The organism is Polyangium sp. 15x6 (assembly GCF_029960785.1).
GTDB lineage: Bacteria > Myxococcota_A > Polyangia > Polyangiales > Polyangiaceae > Polyangium.
Window position 1 is genome coordinate 35147 of record NZ_JASBQE010000087.1, and the last position, 17781, is coordinate 52927.

Annotated in this window: 19 protein-coding genes; 5 read left to right on the forward strand and 14 right to left on the reverse strand. The window is 68.6% G+C overall.

Features of this window, described 5'->3' with window-relative positions; translation table 11 throughout:
• Window positions 1-6: 6 nt before the first annotated feature.
• Window positions 7-3603 carry a BadF/BadG/BcrA/BcrD ATPase family protein gene (locus tag QHF83_RS40480; protein WP_282423436.1) on the reverse strand — a complete coding sequence of 1199 codons (3597 nt, stop codon included), beginning with the start codon at window positions 3601-3603 and terminating at the stop codon, window positions 7-9.
• A 152-nt stretch (window positions 3604-3755) separates the two neighbouring features.
• Between QHF83_RS40480 and QHF83_RS40485 the strand changes: the two genes are divergently transcribed.
• Entirely contained in the window at window positions 3756-4397 is a 642-nt protein-coding gene (locus tag QHF83_RS40485; RefSeq protein WP_282423437.1) for a TetR/AcrR family transcriptional regulator, read from the forward strand.
• 112 nt (window positions 4398-4509) lie between these two features.
• Here the strand turns inward: QHF83_RS40485 and QHF83_RS40490 are convergent, their stop codons facing one another.
• Window positions 4510-5253: a glutamine amidotransferase gene (locus tag QHF83_RS40490; protein WP_282423438.1), complete on the reverse strand. Its 744-nt coding sequence runs from the start codon at window positions 5251-5253 to the stop codon at window positions 4510-4512.
• 67 nt (window positions 5254-5320) lie between these two features.
• On the opposite strand from QHF83_RS40490, the gene QHF83_RS40495 reads away from it, so the two are divergent.
• Window positions 5321-6010 (forward strand): YkgJ family cysteine cluster protein, encoded by a 690-nt coding sequence (locus tag QHF83_RS40495; protein WP_282423439.1) that lies wholly within the window; start codon window positions 5321-5323, stop codon window positions 6008-6010.
• Between the two features lies 1 nt (window position 6011).
• On the opposite strand, the gene QHF83_RS40500 is transcribed toward QHF83_RS40495, so the two are convergent.
• From QHF83_RS40500 to QHF83_RS40535, 8 genes are all read right to left on the reverse strand, one after another.
• Window positions 6012-6308 carry a hypothetical protein gene (locus QHF83_RS40500; RefSeq protein WP_282423440.1) on the reverse strand — a complete coding sequence of 99 codons (297 nt, stop codon included), beginning with the start codon at window positions 6306-6308 and terminating at the stop codon, window positions 6012-6014.
• Window positions 6309-6322: 14 nt separating this feature from the next.
• Window positions 6323-6592, reverse strand: coding sequence for a hypothetical protein (locus QHF83_RS40505; RefSeq protein ID WP_282423441.1), 270 nt, complete (start codon window positions 6590-6592; stop codon window positions 6323-6325).
• Between the two features lie 15 nt (window positions 6593-6607).
• Window positions 6608-6898, reverse strand: coding sequence for a hypothetical protein (locus tag QHF83_RS40510; RefSeq protein WP_282423442.1), 291 nt, complete (start codon window positions 6896-6898; stop codon window positions 6608-6610).
• 11 nt (window positions 6899-6909) lie between these two features.
• Window positions 6910-7131 carry a hypothetical protein gene (locus tag QHF83_RS40515; protein ID WP_282423443.1) on the reverse strand — a complete coding sequence of 74 codons (222 nt, stop codon included), beginning with the start codon at window positions 7129-7131 and terminating at the stop codon, window positions 6910-6912.
• Window positions 7132-7314: 183 nt separating this feature from the next.
• On the reverse strand, window positions 7315-9702 hold the full coding sequence (locus tag QHF83_RS40520; protein ID WP_282423444.1) for an SUMF1/EgtB/PvdO family nonheme iron enzyme: 2388 nt from the start codon (window positions 9700-9702) through the stop codon (window positions 7315-7317).
• A 35-nt stretch (window positions 9703-9737) separates the two neighbouring features.
• A complete protein-coding gene (locus QHF83_RS40525) occupies window positions 9738-10418 on the reverse strand; it encodes a TlpA family protein disulfide reductase (protein WP_282423445.1) in 681 nt (226 codons plus the stop codon).
• Entirely contained in the window at window positions 10397-11095 is a 699-nt protein-coding gene (locus QHF83_RS40530) for a hypothetical protein (protein ID WP_272420772.1), read from the reverse strand. Before QHF83_RS40530 ends, QHF83_RS40525 begins: the two co-directional genes overlap by 22 nt.
• Window positions 11092-12354 carry a vitamin K epoxide reductase family protein gene (locus QHF83_RS40535; protein WP_282423446.1) on the reverse strand — a complete coding sequence of 421 codons (1263 nt, stop codon included), beginning with the start codon at window positions 12352-12354 and terminating at the stop codon, window positions 11092-11094. Before QHF83_RS40535 ends, QHF83_RS40530 begins: the two co-directional genes overlap by 4 nt.
• Before the next feature lie 265 nt (window positions 12355-12619).
• Here QHF83_RS40535 and QHF83_RS40540 point away from each other — a divergent pair, with 265 nt between their 5' ends.
• On the forward strand, window positions 12620-12994 hold the full coding sequence (locus tag QHF83_RS40540) for a hypothetical protein (protein WP_282423447.1): 375 nt from the start codon (window positions 12620-12622) through the stop codon (window positions 12992-12994).
• A 149-nt stretch (window positions 12995-13143) separates the two neighbouring features.
• Here the strand turns inward: QHF83_RS40540 and QHF83_RS40545 are convergent, their stop codons facing one another.
• Window positions 13144-13323 carry a hypothetical protein gene (locus QHF83_RS40545; protein WP_282423448.1) on the reverse strand — a complete coding sequence of 60 codons (180 nt, stop codon included), beginning with the start codon at window positions 13321-13323 and terminating at the stop codon, window positions 13144-13146.
• Window positions 13324-13485: 162 nt separating this feature from the next.
• On the opposite strand from QHF83_RS40545, the gene QHF83_RS40550 reads away from it, so the two are divergent.
• A complete protein-coding gene (locus QHF83_RS40550; protein WP_282423449.1) occupies window positions 13486-14277 on the forward strand; it encodes an EF-hand domain-containing protein in 792 nt (263 codons plus the stop codon).
• Window positions 14278-14311: 34 nt separating this feature from the next.
• Window positions 14312-14830, forward strand: coding sequence for a hotdog fold domain-containing protein (locus tag QHF83_RS40555; protein WP_282423450.1), 519 nt, complete (start codon window positions 14312-14314; stop codon window positions 14828-14830).
• A gap of 458 nt (window positions 14831-15288) precedes the next feature.
• On the opposite strand, the gene QHF83_RS40560 is transcribed toward QHF83_RS40555, so the two are convergent.
• The 3 genes from QHF83_RS40560 to QHF83_RS40570 are packed head-to-tail and all read right to left on the reverse strand — an operon-like array spanning window position 15289 to window position 17645.
• The gene (locus QHF83_RS40560; RefSeq protein WP_282423451.1) at window positions 15289-16218 is read right to left on the reverse strand and encodes an RNA polymerase sigma factor; all 930 of its coding nucleotides are present in this window, start codon (window positions 16216-16218) and stop codon (window positions 15289-15291) included.
• A 44-nt stretch (window positions 16219-16262) separates the two neighbouring features.
• A complete protein-coding gene (locus tag QHF83_RS40565) occupies window positions 16263-17390 on the reverse strand; it encodes a hypothetical protein (RefSeq protein WP_282423452.1) in 1128 nt (375 codons plus the stop codon).
• A 6-nt stretch (window positions 17391-17396) separates the two neighbouring features.
• Window positions 17397-17645: a hypothetical protein gene (locus tag QHF83_RS40570; RefSeq protein WP_282423453.1), complete on the reverse strand. Its 249-nt coding sequence runs from the start codon at window positions 17643-17645 to the stop codon at window positions 17397-17399.
• Between the last annotated feature and the right edge of the window lie 136 nt (window positions 17646-17781).

A 17781-nucleotide genomic window follows, 5' to 3' on the forward strand; every position in this document is an offset into this window, starting at 1 on the left:
TCGACGTCAAACCGACACGACGCTGCCGTCGGCACGCTTCTTCTTGAGTTGTACGAGGCCCTTCGGCGGCTCGGGCGGGGCCGGCGGGGGCGCCTCGTAGGCCCGCACCTTCGCCGAGAGCTCCATGATCTGCCTCTCGAGCTCCGGATCCGACGTCCGCCGCTCCGCTTGCTGCTTTTGTTTGAGCTGCAAGAGCTCGAGCCGCTTCTTGTCGATGTTGTGCGCGAGCTCCGCCTTCTTCTTCGCGAGGTCCTCCAAGGACTCCTGGTAGAGCTTCAGGCTGTGCGCGTACGTCTTCACGCGGATCTTGATCGAGCCGCCGGGCTTGTTCGCGTCGATGTCGTGCAGCGCCGCGTAGGGCGTCGCGCTCGACGACACGATCCCGTCCACGATGCCGTACGTCGGCGCGTCGTGGCCGCACTTGAAGCTCGATAGATCGAGCAGGACGACGTTCGGGTGCCGCGCGGCGAACTTCACGGCCCACACCTTCTGGGCGCTGTTCGCCGAGTAGTTCTCCGGCCACACGTCGTTGATGTCGAGCGGGTGTTGTCCGCGCGCGTACTCCTCCTTGAAGTAACGGCGCAGGTACTCGTCGTCGCGCGGGATCGAGCGCACGCTCAGGATCGGGTAGCCGAGCACCTGGAACTCCTCCGGGATGCCATGGTTCAGCCCCGGATCCGAGTGGTACGGCCGTCCGACCATCAGGATCGCCACGCGGTTCTCCGCCTCGACCGTCTCCAGGATCGCGCGCCCCTTCTCCTGCAGCTCCCGCTCGAACGCGCCGAGCGCCGCCATCGCCTCGCGATGCGCGTGATCGCTCTCGTCCTCGGTGATCCCGAGCCGCGGGCCCCAGCACTCGTACATGCGCCGCGCCGTGAGCAGCGGCTCGGCGAACGTGAGCGGCGGATCCAGGTACTCGATCCCGCGCGTCGCGAAGAAGTCGACCTCCTTCGTGAACGCCGCCTTCATCACGTCGGGCACGCCTGCGACGATCGGGCAGCTCGCGTTGTCCATCACGTTCTTCCCGAAGCTCGGCACGTGCGTGAGGATCGGGAAGAAGATGTACTTGAGCGGTTTGTCCGCGGAGTGGTGGTGGAACAAGAGGTTGTGGACGTGCGCCTGCGTCACCTTCGACGGGAAGCACGGATCGACGGACCCGTACTTGCCGCCCTCGACCCACATCTCCTCGGTCGTCTCGTCGCTGAAGATCACGTTCTGCTTCGGGATCCCGAGCGCCTCGAAGTAGGCCCGGAAGTACGGACCCGTCGAGTAGAGGTTCAAGACACGCGGGATGCCGATGCGCGTCCGGCGCAGCCGCTCCTGCACCTCGAGCCCGCTCCGCCGGAAGGGCCGCGTCGTCTCCACGCGCCGCACGCTGAAGAGACCCTTCTTGACGACGGTGTCCTTGATCGGCGCACCGTCGGCCGGCATCGGGTTGCCCTTGTAAAAACTTCGGAACGCGAGCTTCGACTCGTAGTCGACGCAGTTCGGGAACTGCTTCGCGATCTTCTTCCGATCGGCCACGAGCGCGAGCATCGCGTCCTCGCTCTCGACCGTGCCCTTCTCGCAGGAGAAGCCCGAGATGTACCGCGCCGTCGATCCGTCGGGCCGCTCGGCGTCGATGAACGTCCGCTTGCACTCGTTCGGGCAGAAGTGGCAGACGGTCTCCTCGTCGTTCTTCGTGTGGTACTTGAGGTCGATCGCGGCTTCGAGCCCGATGAACGTGCTCGTCCCGCGCCGCTTGATCACGCGCAGCGTCTCGAACGCCGCGCCGATCGCCCCGGCCTCGCCCGTGTGCGGGTGGACGAACACCTCCGCGTCCGGCACGCGCTCCTTGATGTAATCGACCTGCGCCTTGACCGCGGCGAGGTTGTACTGCGTGCCGCCTTGCAGGACGAACCTGCGCCCGAGCGACGCGAGCCGCGGGATCTGCACGACGTACTGCCAGACGTTCTTCGGAAGGACCTGGGCCAGGCCGGCCAGGAGCTCCTCCTTCGAAAAACCTTCCTTCTGGAAGTTCACGCGGTCCGTGTCGAGGAAGACCGCGCAGCCGTAGCTGAACTTCGGCGCGAGCTCGGCCTGGAACGCCGTGTCCGCGTACTCCGTCACTTTGAGGCCAAACTGATCGGCCATGGCCTGCAAGAGCATCCCGTTGCCGGCCGAGCACGAGTTCGAGAGGCGGAAGTTCGCGATGTCGCCGTTCTTCATGAACAGGACCTTGATGTCCTGCCCGCCGATGTCGCAGATGACGTCGACGTCGCCGAAGTACCGCACCGCGCTCATCATGTGCGCCACGGTCTCGACGATGTTCACGTCCGCGCGCATCGTCTCCTGAAGCACGTCCGCCGCGTAGCCCGTGGCCCCGAAGCCGAGCACCTCGAGCGTCGCGCCTCGGCCCTGCACGTAGTCACGAAGCTGCGCGAGAAGCTCCTTCGTGTCCTGGATCGGATTGCCCTTCGAGAGCTGGTAGGCCTTGCAGACGATCTCGCCGTCCTCGTCGACGAGCACCGCCTTCGACGACGTCGACCCGCCGTCCACGCCGATCACGCCGCGCACGACCTGCCCGGCTTCGAGCTGCATCGGCTTGAACCGCGGGATCGAGTAGAGCTTGCGGAAGTCGTCGATCTCGTCGCTCGTCCGGACGAGCGGCGGCCCTGCGCTCTCGCCGAGCCGCGCCTTGCGCCCGTTCTTCATGTAGTCGACGAGCCCGTCCGTCCCCGCGTACAGGCCCACCTCGGGCGCCTCGCGCAGGCCGTACACGCACGAGCCGTACGCCGCGTAGTACTGCGCGTTCTCCGGGACGAAGATCGTCTCCTCGATCGGCCGATCCTTCGGCCACGCGTAGCCGCGCTCGTCCCACGTCTCGGGGATGCGCTTGCGCCAGCACTCCTGCAGGAACGGCAGGTACGTGTTCGGCCCGCCGAGCAGGATCACCCGGTGTTTCAAGGTTGACCCGCGCGTCAGTACGGACAGGTTCTGCAGGACGATCGCGTCCGCGAGCGAGCAGAGGATCTCCGTCGACGGGATCCCGCTCTTCACGAGGTTCACGATGTCCGTCTCGGCGAACACGCCGCATTTCGCCGCGACGTGGTGCAGCTTCGAGTCGTCGAAGTGGATCTCGCGCACGACCTCGGGGGGCAAACCCACCTTGATCATGCACTTGTCGATCGTCGCGCCCGTGCCCGAGGCGCACTTGTCGTTCATCGACGGCGCCGCGGTCTTGTCGCCGGTCTTCTCGTCCTTCTTGAAGATGATGATCTTCGCGTCCTGCCCGCCGAGCTCGATCACGCTCCCCACGTCGGGGTGGAGTTTTTCCACCGCGAGCGTCACGGCGTTGACCTCCTGGACGAACTTCGCGCCGAGCGAGGGGCAGAGCGGAGCTGCGCCCGAGCCCGTCATGAACACGCGCCACTCGGCGCGCGGCGAGTGCGGGAACGCCTCCTCGATCTGCTGGAGCATCTCCAGCACCTTCTCGGGCTGCTTGGTCTGGTGGCGCTGGTAGTCGCTCCAGAGGATTTCGAGCGTCCCTGGATCGAGCACGACGGCCTTCACCGTCGTCGAGCCCACGTCGATCCCGACCACCAACGGGTCACGTCTCTCCATGCGGTCCCTCTCCCGTGCCGTTTGCCGCCGACTGACTGTCCAGTCAGTCAGATTTGGGTATCATGCTGCCCCGAGCGAGGCAAGGAAGAGCCCGCTCGCCTGGTGTGCATCCGTTGTGCGCATCACGCGGGTGAGGTGGTACAAGGCCCTTCATGGACAAGGCCGAGCGTCGTCTCGAGCTCCTCCGCGCGGCTCGCGACGTCTTCGCGACGAAGGGCTATCACGCGGCGAAGGTCGACGACATCGTGGCCCGGGCGAGCGTCGCCAAGGGCACGTTCTATCTCTACTTCCCCGACAAGCGTTCGGTCTTCGTGGAGCTCGTCGACGGGCTCTTCTCGCGCCTCGGCGGCGCGATCCTCACCGTCGACACGCAGGGCGACATCGAGGCGCAGATCAAGCACAACATCCGCGGCATCGTCGCCGTCCTGCTCGACGACCCGGCGCTCACGCAGCTCTTGCTCTCCTTCGCGCCGGGCCTCGATCCGGCCTTCGCCGCGAAGATCCGCTCCTTCTACGACGGCGTGAAGACGCTGCTCCGCGTGAGCCTCGACGAGGGCCAGCGCCTCGGCATCGTGGCCGATGGCGACACCTCGATGTACGCGACGTTCACCGTCGGCGCGCTCAAGGAAATCTTCACCGAGAGCACCGATCGAGGCCAGGCCTGGCCCCGCGAGCAGCTCGTCGAGCAGCTCTTCCGCCTCCTGCAGCGCGGCTACCTGCGCATCGACCGCGCCCCCGAGGCGCCCGTCTCCGTGCCCCCGAAGCCGCGCAAAATCCGCAAAAAGACGGCTTAACGCAGCGCAGACCAGCCGGTCATTCAGAACCCCGAGAGGGGTTCGTCCCGACCTGACCCACGAGTCAGTTTTTTACGATGGTGACGTAACGTGACGAGGGAGCCGCGTGACGTCAGCGCGCGCGGCGCGGGAGGATGTAGCGGATGAAGTTCAAGAGCGTGCGCCGCCCGAACTCGCCTTCCTCGATGTCGGCGTGCAGCGTCTCCACGGCGAATCCCTCGCCGGCGAGGATCTCCCAGCGGTGCTCGATGTAGCCGCGCATCACGTCGGCATCGAGCTCGGGGTGGAACTGCACGCCGTAGCAGGTCTCGGTGAAGCGGATCGCGTGGTGGTCCTCGAGGTCGTTCTTCGCGAGCGCCGTCGCCCCGCGCGGCAGCCGCACGACCGTGTCCACGTGCGTCACGTTCGCCCGGAAGACCTCGGGCAAGCCGTCGAAGATCGGGTCGTCCGTGAGCTTGTGGATCGGCCGCGTGCCGATCTCGCGGCCGCGCGGGTTTCTCTGCACCTCGCCCCCGAGCGCCTGGGCGAGAATTTGGTGGCCAAAACAAATCCCGAACGTGGGCACGCCGAGGCCCACGACCTCGCGCAAAAAGCCCTCCGTGGCGAGCATCCAGGGCTCGCGGTCGGGCACGTTCGCCGCCGAGCCGGTGATCACGAGGGCGGCGGCGTCGCGCATGTCCGGCGGCCCGCTCTCGCGGGCGTCGAAGGTCTCGTAGCCGCCGCTCCAGGCGTCGCCGATGACGCCCGTGATGAGATCGGCGAACTCGCCGCGGCGCTCGCGCACCTTGGGCACGGGCTCGCCCGTCTTCATGATGTAGATTTTCCGGTTCGAAACGTCCGAGCGCTCGGCTGCCATCACGCCGATCATAATCACGTTGCGGGAAAAGGTCCCCTCCCGCGCTCCCGCACGTTATAGGGGCGACATGTCCGCGCCGCCCGTGGAGCGCCCCGTCTGGCGCAGGTTTCGACCGCCCTGGCTCTCGCGCGCGGCGGCCCACGTGCGCGCGGGCGGGCTCGCGGCGATCGTGGACGACCGGGATTCGGTGCAGATCCTGCTCGGGCTGACCGAAGCGGGAAAGCTCACCGAGCTCGGCCTCTGCGCGCTGCTCACCCTGGAGCAGCGGCGATTTCAGCGCGTGAAGACCGGGCCGGCGGCGGGGCTCGCCTTCGTGCGGATCCGGCCACGCTTCCGGCCCGTCGTGCTCGACTGGTGCGCGCGCGACGCGCTCTTCGAGGGACCGACGCGGGCGATGCCGCTCGATTGCACGACCTGCGCTGCCTGCTGCCACGACGCGGACGTGCGGCTCGACGAGCACGACCTCGCGCGCTTCCGCGCCGGCGGCCGACGTGACCTCGCGGGCCGGGCCTACGTAAAACGGTCGCGGGACGGGCGGGTCACGCTTCGTCTGGCGGAGGATGGCCGGTGCCGATTGCTCGGCTCCGACAAACGGTGCACGATTTACGAGATTCGCCCCGGCGACTGCCGGGCATTCGCGGCGGGCAGCGAGGCGTGTCTTTCGGCGAGGCGGGAGACGCTCGGGCTCCGGGACGGAGCCGCGTGGGACGAGATCCTCGAGGCATTCGATCGGGGCCCTCTCGTGCGAGGGCCCTGAATCAACGCTCGGGGATGTCCTTGTTGAGCATCGCGTTCGCGGTGGTGTCGTCCACGCAGAGGAGCGTGTTGTCGGGGTTCAGCGTGCAGCGCTTGAGCTTCGAGTTCGTGTCCGAGCAGCCCTTGCCGAAGCCGGCGAAGCCGCTCGAGCACGTGCCCTCGAGGTACGTCTGGTAAAGGACGGGCTTGCCGTCCGCCGTCGACATCCAGTGACCCGCCGTGCGGTAACGAACCTGGTTCGAGCACCCGACGCCGGTCAGCAGGCAGAGCGCCGCGCAGGCCCAAAGAAGTTTCTTCATGGCGATCGCTCCTGTCAGTAAATGCTCTCGGGAAGGACGTTGTCGAGAACCTTGGTCTCCTTGCAATTCGCGGAGCCGGTCTCGGTGACGTCACAGACGGTGACGGAGAAGTTGAAGAGCTGCTTCTTCGTCGCGGGATCGACCTGGCCCGTGTTCTGGATGCGCTCCTGGTACACCTTCTCGGGGCCGAGGAACGTCTGCGAGGTCAGGATCTTCGGCGGAGGCCCACACGCGACGCCGGCGAGCGCGAGCAGCGCGACGAGCGCGATACGAATCGATTTCATCGTGCTTCTCCTTTCTCAGCGGACGTTCGTCGTCGCGCCACCATAACCGCCGCCCGCCTGCGGGCAGACGACGTCGTTCGTGCCGTCACACGACAGCTTGCAGATCAGTTTGTCCCCCGTGTCCTGGCACAGGTAGAACTGGTGCGTCTTCTTCGCGAAGAAGAGGTAGTTCTCGAACTTGTTGACCTCGAGCGCGGTCACGGGGCTCTTCTGGTTGTCCTCGAAGCGGGTGATCGTGCGCGTGACACAGCCCGTCGAGAGAGCCGCGAGGGCGAGGGCGAAGAACGCCATCGAGATGCGGGACATGGTCATTCCTCTCAATCCTCGTCCTGCAGGACGAGCTGCATCGGTTTGCAATCGGAGAGCGCGCCGTCGGCAGCCACCTGGCACTTGACGACCTGCTGCGAGTTGCCCTGGACGACCAGGAATTTCATCTGGTCACGAGCGCTCGTGATCTGCGTGACGACCTTCGGGGGCGTACATCCGAAGGCGCCCGACAGCACCACAAAGGCGCCCGCGCTGAGTAGCCATTTGCTCATCTGCACCAAGCTCCTGTGATCGCGCGGAGCCTGCGTGAGGCCCCCCGCCGCGTGTAGACCCTCGCCAACTTTTACGTCCATGTCAACGTTTTACCCCGTGCGCGTGAAGACAAAGGGCACGCGGACGCGTCCGGGCAAACGAGGCTACACAGATAGGACGAAATGCACTCTGTCGAGGGCGGCTCAGGGCGCCGGCGTGGGCTCCTCGGGCGCGTCGATCGCGCAGCGGAAGCCGATCGTGACGTGCGCCGCGCTCGGGACGACGCCGAGGCGGGAACTCGCGCGGATGCGGCTCGCCGGGTCGAGGAAGCTGCCGCCGCGAATGACACGCTGGGGCACGCTGGTCGGGCCCTTGGGATCGGTGCCCGCGGGCGGCGGCGAGGCATAGCCGTCCGCGACCCACTCGGCCACGTTGCCGCCGAGATCGTAGAGCGCGTCGGGCGTGCGATCGAGCGGCCTTCCGCCCGCCGGGCACGTCGCCACGCCCTCGCTGCCCTCGACGCACTTGCCGTTGCGATCGAAGCAGGCGCGGTTGCACGTGGGCGCGTTGTCACCCCAGGGGAAGGCGCGGCCGGCGGCGCCACGCGCGGCGAACTCCCACTCGGCCTCCGTGGGCAAACGGCGGCCGCGGAAGGCGCAGTAGGCCTCGGCCGCCGCGTGCGTGACGCAGTTGATCGGGTGCTCCATGGCGTCGCGCGTGTCGTTGCACTTCGACGTCCATGCCTGGGCGAACTCCTCGGGCGAGGCCTTTGCTTCGGGATCTTCCTCCGCGTCGGCCGAGGCCATGAGCTGCGCCGCGCTCTCGGCCGGCAGGACGACCTGCTTGGCCGCCGGGCACTTTCCGGCCGCGACGCAGGCGCGGTACTGCCCCGTCGTGACCTCCATCGCGTCGAGGTAAAACCCCTTCGTGAGCGTCACCTGCCGCTGATCCGGGCCCTCGCCGAGCTTGGCCGAGCCCGGCGCGACGAGGACCATGTCCCGCGGAGGCACGAACGGCGCGGCCGCGGACGCCGAGGGCATCGCCGACGCGCTGGCGCTCGTGCTCGCGCTCGCGAGGGCCGTCGGCAGCGTGGTGTTCGGGCCGCCGGAGGGCGAGCCCTTCACGGACGCCGTCGCGCTCGCCACGGGCTTCTGCGTGGGTTTGCCCTTGGGCGAGCCCATCGTGAGCAGCGTGTAGCCGAGCGCCCCGCCGCCCACGAGCAGCGCGCCGAGGAGCCACGGCCAGACCGGCTTGCCTTTCCCCTCGGCCGTCGACGTCGATTCGAGCCCGGTCTTCTCGATGCTGTCCTTCGCCGGCGGCAGCGGCGTCGCGCTCGCGGGCGGCTGCTTCGGGCCCGTCTGCGAGGGCTGCGGCAGGCGCTCGCCGAGCGGCGTCTCCGCCATCGGATCCCGGTCGCGCGTGGTCATGGGGCCGGCCGGCCTCGCGCCCGGCTGCGCCACGGTGGGCGCAGCCTGGGTGGGGCCGAACGCGTCGCTGCTTCGGCTGTTGCCCGTCGCGCGGTTCTGCTCCGTCACCACGCCGAGCTGCTTCTTCTCGGCGAACTCGGCCGTCGAGAGCAGGCTGTCGCCGGCGGACTCCTGGATCGTGGGCGGGATCGACCCAGCGAGTTTGTCCGAGGAGATCCGCGCCCCGCCCTCGGCCGCGGCGGCCGCGACGAGCGCGTCCCAGAACGCGCCCGCGTCGGGGAAGCGGTGCTTCGGCTCCACGCTGAGCGCCCGCTCGATCACGCGCTCGACGGCCTCGCTCACGTTCGCGCCGCGCGCGCGTGGCGTCGGCCGCATGCTCGGATCCGCCGCGATGATGTAGAGCTCCGTCGGATCGTCGCCTTCGAGCGCTTTGCGCGCGCTCACGAGCTCCACGAAGATCAGCGCGAGCGCGAACACGTCGGTCCATGGGCCCGTGGCGCCGCGTTGCTTGTTGAACTGCTCGGGCGCGCCGTAGCGCGGCGTGAACGCGGTCGGGCCCTGCCTCGTCGCGGCGAGCGCCTCGGTGAAGCTCGCGTGCTCGGTGAGCACCTTCGCGATGCCGAAGTCGAGCACCTTCACGGTGCGCTTGCCGCCGACGTCCGTGACGAAGAGGTTCGCGGGCTTGACGTCGCGGTGCGCGATCTTCTGCGCGTGCGCCACGGCGAGCGCGCGCGCCGCGGGTTCGAGCAGCGCGATCGCGTCGGCCGTGCTCATGCCGCCGCGGCTGCTCTGGCTCTTGATGAGCTCGCCGAGCGTCTCGCCTTCGAGCCACTCGAGCACGAGGTACGGCACCCACGTGCCGTTCTGCGTGACGAACGCGCCGACGTCGAGCGCCTGCACGATCCCCGAGGTCACGCGCGAGAGCCGATGGAGCAGCCGCCCCTCCTCGCGGAGCTGCTCGAGGAACTGGGCGCGTTGCTTCTCGCCGAGCTCCGCGGGCAGCTTCAAGCACTTGATCGCGATGCTCTCGCCGAAACCGATGTGCTCGCCGCGGTAGACGACGCCGAAGCCGCCGTCGCCGATCACCTGGGTGACGCGGTACTTGCCCTCGATCGTGGTGCCGCAGAGCTGGAAGGGATCGCGATTCTTTTCGGGCTCCGACATGGGCGGCTAGCTTCTACCGCTTCCGGCGCCGCGCGTCATCGCTTCGCGCCTACGATGTCGGCGATCGCCTGGTAGTCGGTCTCCTCGACGGCCCCCTGGATGAGGCAGGCGAGCTGCCCGCTCGGGGCGACCAAGGCGTGGACGGGGAGGTTGCCCGCGTCCTTGACCCCGAGGGCCCCGATCCACGTGTCCCGCCCGCCGCCCTCGGGCAGCCAGTAGGACGCGCGCACGCCCCCCTGGCCTTGCGCCTCGAGGAACCGCGAGAGCTGCCGCTCGTCGTCGTCGAGCGAGACGAACGCGAGGTCGATCATCACCCCGGCGTTGCGCAGGCGGCTCTGGAAGTTCTGGAGCCGGGGCATTTCTTCTTTGCACGGCCCACACCAGGCCGCCCAGAGGTTCACCCAGACCCATTTTCCGACGCCGAACGAAATGCTGCCGGGCAGCGCCGTCGCGCCCGGGGCCGCGGCCGTCTTCAGCGCGCCCTTCGGCGCCGGCCGCGCCGTCGTATCGGCGCAGAGCTTGCGAGGCGCGGCGGGCGCGGCGCTCGGCTTGGCGGACGCCGTGGCCGAGGCCGGGGTCGTCCCGGCGGACCCATTCGGGGCCGTGACCGCATTGCTGCGGCCCGTCACCGGCGGCTCCGGTTTTACCGTCCCGCCGTTTTCGCAAGCAAGGGCGGCAAACGCGAGCGGGAGAATCAAAGCTGACAATCGACCCATGACACGAACGCGCTCCGGTTGATCGCCTCCGCGGCGCAGGGCTTGCCTTTCCGCGAGACATTCCATTCGCAGTATTCCTTGCCGAGCTGGGCGAACTCGTTGCCGAGCCAGAGCAAGCCCACCTGCTTGTCGAGATCGGGCTCCTTGAACTTGTCGCCGACGTGGAAAAACGCGCTGTTCGCGCGCTTGTGCGAGAGCGACCGGTTGAAGTCCGGCGTGCCCGTCTTCGAGGCGCGGGCCACGATGAAGAAATACCGGGCGCCCTTTCGCTCGACCCAGAGCTCCTCCAGCATCTTCTTGCCGTCGTCGTCGAGCTTCTCCGAGCCGTCGTCGAACATCACGACGCCCCCGCGCTCCTTCAGCGGCGTGAAGAGCGCGTTGAAATCGTCGTCGCTGATCGAGGCCAGCGTCTTCACGTCGGCCGGCTGGCAGCCGCGCCGCGCCGCCCCGCCTTCGAGGCCGCACGCGTGAATCACGCGCGCCAGCACTTCCTTGAACTTCGGCGTGCAATAGGGGGCCTCCGCGTCGTTCGCGATCGCCACCGCCGGCTTCACCGACTCCGCGATCCCCGTCTTCAGCCGCTCCGCCGAGGATTTTACCTCCGCGTGCACCGCGAAGGCCGATCCGGCGAGCAGCGTGCACCCGGCCACGATTCCGATGATTCCTGCGTATTTCATGGCAACCTCAAGTCCGGCGCGAGCTTGCGGATGCTGTACGCGAGGCCGATGTCGCTGTCCTCGTCACAGAGCCGCGTGTCGCCGAGGAAGAGCTGCGGCGTGCTGACCTGCAGCTGGTTGTTCACGATGTGGCGGAGCATTCGATCGAGGCGGAGCTTCGTTTCTTTCGAATCGATGCACGCGTCGAGGTTCGCCCATTTCTCCCGGATCGCCGCGCGCACGGTCGGCAGGCCCGCCGGCGACTTCGCGCCTTCGAGCAGCCGGTCCTGGTTGTCGTAAGCCCATTCGAGCACGTCGACCGCGCGGTTCTCCCCGCAGAGCACGGCCTTCGAGACCAGGCAGGCGCCCGGGTGCAGCGGGCGGTCGAGCATCCAGTTGCACTCGTTGTCGAGCGGGAAGAGCACGAGCGTCGTGTCGAGGCGCTCGAAGATCCCGTCGGCTTCCAGGCGCTTGTGGAAGGCCTTGCACGTCGGGCAGAGCGGATCGACGAAGAGCGTCGCCGGCTGCTTGGCCCCGGCCGGCGTGTGCCGGAGGAGCGCGTTGTTCGGCTCCGTGGGCTTCGCGAGCTTGCCGCAGCCCGTGATGTACGAGGCGTAGCTCGGCAGCGCGCTCAGGTAGATCAACGTCGGCGTGATCGTGAAGATCCCGAGCGCGACGAGCCAGGCGGGCACGAGCCAGATCGACCCCACGGGCCGCCCGCCCGAGCCCGCGCCTTCCGCGCCGCCCTCCGGCTTGTCCGCCGCGGGGGCCGGCCCGCCCTTGCGGGCGTCGAGCAGGATCACGATCCCGGCAATCGCGAGCAGGACGGACGAGATGTAGATCCCGACGCAGGTCTTGCAGTACTGCCCGAGCTTGAGCGCCGAGATCGCGAACATCAGCGCCGAGACGACGAGGGGCGTGACGCTCACGGCGCCGTAGAACTGGGCGGCGCGGCGCGGGGCCGTGGACCCGGCGAGCAGGAGATAGAGCGCGTAGGCCGCGAAGAACGCGAAGGCGCCGACCGCGAAGAGCGAGATCGGGATGCCGCCCCAGTACCGATCGCGGAAGAGCGCGGAGTACGGGCTGTACATGGCCGCGCGGCAAGCGCTCTCACCCGCCCCGTCGGAGGCGAGCCCCGGGACGAACGAGCAGTGGATGTCGTGGACCTGGCGGTCGAGGTGCTTCGAATAATCGAGCGTCGAGAGGCCGCCGAAGACGAGCCCGATCAGCGATGCGACGAGCGCGAGGGCCGAGGGCCAGCGACGAGGTGCGCCGGACATGGAAAGGGCTTACGCCGGAGACCTCGGGCCGTCAAACGGTCTCTGGAGTGCAGAGGGGCCGGCGCGGGCTCTCGGGCGAGCGTTCCGGGTCTGCGCAGACGGGCATACCGGAGAAGAAGCGGGCGTCCGCGATCCGTCTCGGTTCTGGACGGCACCACCGTTGCGAGGCGGTGAGGGCGGAGGCCCACCGGGACCTCGGGGGGGAACCTGGCTCGTCATGGCCCGGCTTCCCGAGCGTCGAATGGGTTGGAGGAGACGAAAAGCCATGAAGAAACTCTTTGGTCTGATGGCCGCGGCCGCGCTCGCCACCACGGCGGGGCTCGCGATGGCCGAGGAAGGCACGCAGCAGCAGCCGCAGCAAGGCGCCCAGCAGCAGCACAAGCAGCAGCGCGCCCAGAAGATGGCGCAGGCCGGGATCGGGCGCCATCAGGTGACCGGCCGCATCGTCGACATCGACAAGGAGAAGGGCGATCTCAAGGTGGAGACCGAGCGCGGCCAGATGGAGTTCAACTTCCCGCCCGCGTCCCTCCAGAATTACAACGAGGGTGATCAGGTGCGGCTCGAGGTCCTGATCCGCCCGGCCCAGCAGCAACAGCCGGCGCCGCAGCCGAAGCAGCAGCAGCCGCAGCAACAGAAGTAGCGCTAGCTCCGCTGTCGTTCCGGCCTTACCCGGGGAGCGGCGCGTCTCGCGCTGGCTCCCCTTTCGTTTGTCCGGGATAGCCATTGCAGGAAAGACACGAGGGATCGGCGATCACGCGCCGATCCCTCGTGTCCTCCGTCAGGCTTTGCTCAGCGGTTGCTCTTCCCGCCGCTCCTCTGCTCCTCTTCTTCGCCGCCGCGGCCTTCCTCGGCCTCGTGCCCTTTTTGCACGAGCTCGCGCTCGCGTTGCCCACCCTTCTCACCCCCGAGCCGACCGGCCTCTTGCACCGTCATCGAGCCCTTCTCCTGGTCCTTCTTCTGCTCGGCCATGACAACCTCCTCACCGGCCGCGCGCTGCAAAGTCGGGGCCTCCGCGCGCACGAGCGCGCCCGCGTGAAGAGCTTGCCGGGCACCACAATTGCCCCGGAACATCCCGCGCGGCGCGCCCTCAGGGGGCGTGTGCCGCGACGAACCGACCAGAGAGAGGGAGCCATGGCAGCACGGAGGTTCACGCAAGGGCTCGTCGCGCTCGCGACGATCGCGGCGGCAAGCGCGGCAGGAGCCCAGGATCGAGGCGAGGAGGGGAGCATCCTCCTCGATCGCGCCTTCATCGGGCTCGACGCGGACCAGGACGGGAGGATCGAGCGGTCGGAGGCGACGACGCAGCTCAACATGCTCGTCGGCGCCGTGTTCTTCCGGGCCGACGCGGACGGCGACGGCGTGGTGTCGGCCGACGAGGCGCGGGAAGCGTCGGCGTCGATGCCGGCGCTGTCGCGGGTGCTCGGCGCGCTGACAGGGCAGATGAGCGGCGAGTCGCTCGACGCGCTGGAGGCGCGGATCGGGGTGACCTGGGGCGATTCGATCTCGGCCGCGCAGGCGCGCGAGGCGACCGAGCGCGCGGTCGACGCGCTCTTCGGCGCGGTGGACGGGGACGGCGACGGGACGATCTCGCGGCGCGAGCTGCACGAGGGCGCCGCCGCGTTCGCCGAGCGGATGGCGACGAGCGCATTCGAGAAGGCCGACGCGAACGGGAGCGGGACGCTCGACGCGAGCGAGTTCGAGGCGGCCATGCTGGTGCCGGCGCGCGCGGCGTTCGCGGCGGCGGACGAGAACGAGGACGGAGAGCTCTCGCCGGAGGAGGCGCAGGCCGCGACGGCGCTGCTCGGGAGCTGGGTCTCGCTCTTGCCGGCGGCGGCAGGGCAGTCGCAGGGGACGAGCCCGGAGCTCGAGCGGCGGATGCGGGAGCGGATGCGGCCGGAGGGCAGGGGGCGAGAGCCGCGTTGACGCGCGGGGAGGGGCCTTGCTACCACGCGGGGCCATGTCCCTTCAGCCGTTCGACGAAGCATTCCTCGGAGACCTCCCCTACGACCCGGAGGTGCTGCTCTTCGACGCGATCGTCGAGCTCGACCCCGCCGGAAAACGCGTCGTCTGCCGGATGCCCACGGACAAACCGCTGCCGTTCACGACGTCGCAACGCGTACACCCGGTGCGCCACCCGCGGCACGTGGCGGGCGCGACGATGGTGCACGCGTCGGGGATGCTGGGGTTCATCCATTCGTATTACCTGCACGGAATGCGTCACGCGGCGGGCTGGATCGGATACGGGACGCACCTCTATCAGGTGGTGTTCCGCAAGCTGGTGCCGCCGGGCGAGCCGATCATCGCGACCTGCCGCGAGGTGCGGGCACGGCGCGGGGAGACGAAACAATTCGTGCGATACGCGTTCGAATTCCGGCACGAAGGCGACGTGTGTTACGAGGGGGAGCAGAGCGCGGTCTGGATGAAGGTGGGGGAGGGGGGCGCGGCCTCGGGGCTGACGGAGGAGGCTTCAGGCTGACCGAAGCCCCGCCGTCGAGGCTTCGCCCTGACCCGGGTCATCCCGGAAGCCTCGCGGCCGAGCCTTGGGGCTCCCTCGGGTCAGCTCGAAGCCTCGACGGCGTGCATGCGACCTCCAAGGAGTCACCGACCCGAGGCGACGGCGAATCGCGAGCGTGCGCGTGAAAGGGGTGCCACGATTCGCAGCCGCCTCGGATCGGTGACGAACGGCCGGCAGGAGAGGACGATGGAGGCGAGAGGTGCTTGCCCAAACGCGCGCCGCCTCCATCGCCCGCTTCTGCGGGTCGTTCATTGGAAAAGTCCTGCCCGAGTCCGAACACGGCGACGTTCCATTCATCAGGCCAGGAGCACAGCGTTCGGCTCGGGCAGGAGGGCGGCGCATATCGTCGCCTCATCCCCTGATAGTTCCGGCCGGGCCGCGAACCCTCCCGGGTTCGATCGTTTTTGTTCGAGCGTGTCCTACGGCTGGAGCAGGTGCCCGAAAAGCGCGCGCGCATGCAGGGGGTCACGCGGGTACATCCGGAGGTAGCGCGCGAGGGCGGCACGAGCGGCGTCCTCGTCGCCGTGGGCGGCAGCGCGCTCGATTTCAGCGACGAGCGCGCGGGGCCGGCTCGTGTCCAGGGCATCCACGCACAAGCAGGGCGGCGCGGACGCGGGCGGCAGGTCTTGCGCGACGGCTCCGGCGTTCACGTTCACCTGCACGGCGGGCGAGGAAGTCTGGGCAGTCCGTAGGATTTCGGGCGGCTTCATGAGGCCGTAGGCGACGCCGGCAAGGCCGGCGGTACAGACGAGCACCTCCGCTGCGCGGCGTCCCCACCCCACGGGACGCGCCTCGGAGCCCACCAGGATCGCCGCCATGAACGGGCGCAGCTCGCTCTCGTACCCGCGGAGGAGCTCTCGCGCCTGGGTACAGGCCCGAAAGAGGCGCGAGCGCGCGGTGCCTTCGGGGATGCCGAGAGCTTCGGCGATCTCCACTTCCGAGAGCCCGTCGAAGACATGCGCGTACAGCACATCGCGCAAACGCGGGTCCATGCTCCGCAACCGCCGGTCGACGAGCCGAAACATCTCCTTTCGGGCGAGGAGCGCGGCGGGCGAGGGCGCGTCGGACGCCACGCTCCGCGCGTCATCGGGGTCGCCCCAATACGTGTTGCACTCCTCGACGGCGCCCTTCTTGTGTCGAAAGGATTCGTTTTTCGCGATTCGATAGAGCCAGGTCGACAGCTTCCCCCGCTCGGGGTCGTAGCCGTCGGCATGCGCGAGGCCGATGTCGAGGACCCTGTGCGCCAGATCGTCGGCGTCCGCCGGTTGATGTTCCCACCGGAGAAACCAGCGGACCAGGCGAGGACGGAGCGCGAGAATGGCGGCGCGCACGTCGTTCGGGTGGCTCATGCCACTGGTAGGATCCGCGTCGAGCAGATCCCTCCCGGGAATCGTCAAGGGGCGCAACAAAAGGTGACGGGCCCCGTCGGCGCGGCCGTCCCCTCCGGGCCGCCCCCGCTCGGAGCGCAGGCGCCGGCGTGGTACGTGAGGTCCGCGACGCGCTTACTCGCGAGGGCTTGGCCTTTGGGGCTCATGTCGACGCATGCACCTTCTTCCGACGAAACCGACGTGCCGAGCAGAAACGAGCTGCACGCGTCGTCCTTGAACACGGTCGCCGTGGCCGTGCACGCGCTGCCCTCGACGGGCCCACACGAGCACGCCGCGCATGCCCTCGTATCCACCTTGTCACGATAGAAGAGGTGGCGCTCCGAGTAGCCTGTGGTCGGGCAGACGACGTCCCCCTCGACGACGACGCAATACCGGAAGCCGGGCGCGGCCTTCGGGACGCACATCTCCTCCATCTCACACCCGGCCCACGCCGTGCCGGTGAGCCCTTCGCACGCGACGGCGACCTCCTCCCAGGGCGTGGCGGGGAGCGGCGACGTCGACGGGAGCGTCGGCGCGCAGCTCTCGGCGAGCTTCTGGACGGGCCCGATCGTGAGGGACTGGACGCACGGGACGCCTCCGCAATCGAGGTCCGCCGGGACGGCGTTCTCCGCAGTGCAGGCGCCGTCCCACGCGTCGGGCGGGGCGAAGGGGGTCTCGACAGAACCCGACGCGAGATCGCAGACGGCCGCCTGCGCGACGAACGTGCTCGGCGGGGCGCAGGTGCCGGTCGAGGCTCCGCACGTGCATTCGGGGCATGCCAGGTCGGGGACGACGAGGCCCGCGTAGCGCACGAATTGCGGGAGGAGGCCGCTCGGGCAAGCAGCGGGGTTGTCCGCGGGGCCAAACCACACGTGGTGCGGGTCGGTGAACGGGTGATCCGTCGGGCGGAGCGGGACGCAATCGCCGTCGCATGATGGGCCGGCGTCGTCCGCGCTGGCCTCCTCTTCTTCTCCGCCGTCGGGTTGGGCCTCGCCTCCAGCGTCGGAGGCGTCGGAGCCGGCGTCCCGATAACAAGGCGCCATGCCTTCCTCCGGCGTCCAGCAGTCCGGCGGCTTGACGACGTAATCATCCACATAACAGGCGACCCCCGCGGCACAAAAAATAATGAGACTGATGAGCGACCAGCGATTCATAAACCCTCACATCAAGTCGAACACCCCACCCAATCCGATATTGAACAGCACGCCTCTCGTCGGTTCCAAGAAAAGCGGAGCGCCAGGGCGGTCGATCCTCAACCGGTTGGCGCCTATCGGCACCATGCCCTCGACGAAGCCACGGAGGCCAAAGCCGTCCGCGACGCGCCATGTACCTCCGGCGCGGGCCCCGAGCATGGCGTTGAACACGACAGGATCTAGGACCTCGAACTCATCGCCGGTCGAATAGAACAACCGGCCCAGGCTAGCAGCCCGTGGATCTACGAGCCCCCGATCGCGACCCCAACACCGTGCATTTCATACGGATACATCCCGCGCCACGTGGTCCGGGAAAACCGTGCCAGCCGGCTCGGCATACCCCGTACCAGAG